This window comes from Brevibacterium otitidis, from assembly GCF_042429315.1.
Classification (GTDB): Bacteria; Actinomycetota; Actinomycetes; order Actinomycetales; family Brevibacteriaceae; genus Brevibacterium; species Brevibacterium otitidis.
Window position 1 is genome coordinate 1 of the sequence record NZ_JBHMAU010000080.1, and the last position, 564, is coordinate 564.

General features: G+C 57.3%; 1 pseudogene. It reads left to right on the forward strand.

What is annotated here, in order from left to right:
• Window positions 1–110: 110 nt before the first annotated feature.
• A pseudogene (locus ACFFN1_RS13530) lies at window positions 111–564 on the forward strand (IS1634 family transposase); the annotation flags it as partial.

A 564-nucleotide genomic window follows, 5' to 3' on the forward strand; every position in this document is an offset into this window, starting at 1 on the left:
CCTGACTTCCACAATTTTGGGTGATTTCCTTGTTTCGCGAACTGTTTGCGCTGGTCAGTGGGCTGCGCTGACCTCTCGTGGGTAACTACGAGGGCGTCTAGAATGAGGATATGAGCCCGTTCGTCCGTCGTGTTCCTGGAAGACCGGGAGTCACACTTGTGCAGATTGTGGACAAATCGGGCGGGCAGTACAAAATCGTCAAGCACATCGGTTCGGCCCGAACTGATGCAGAACTGGCCGTGAAGATGGAAGAAGCGCGGGAGTTCCTCAACCCCGGCCAAGGCGTTTTGGACTTCGATGCTGTCGACTCCGCAACGGTTGGCCACACCGCTGTTCTAGGTGCTAAGCGCTCGGGTCTGCTCATCGATGTCATCGACACGGCTTATCGGCGGCTGGGTTTTGATGTCGTTGATGACGACGTGTTCTTCCAACTCGTGTTGGCGCGTTTGGTCGAGCCGACGTCGAAACGCGACAGCATCCGCGTCCTCAACGAGATCGGCGCGAACCCACCGCACTACAACACGCTACTCAACGCAGTGGGTCGTGCCCACAGAAGGAGGTACC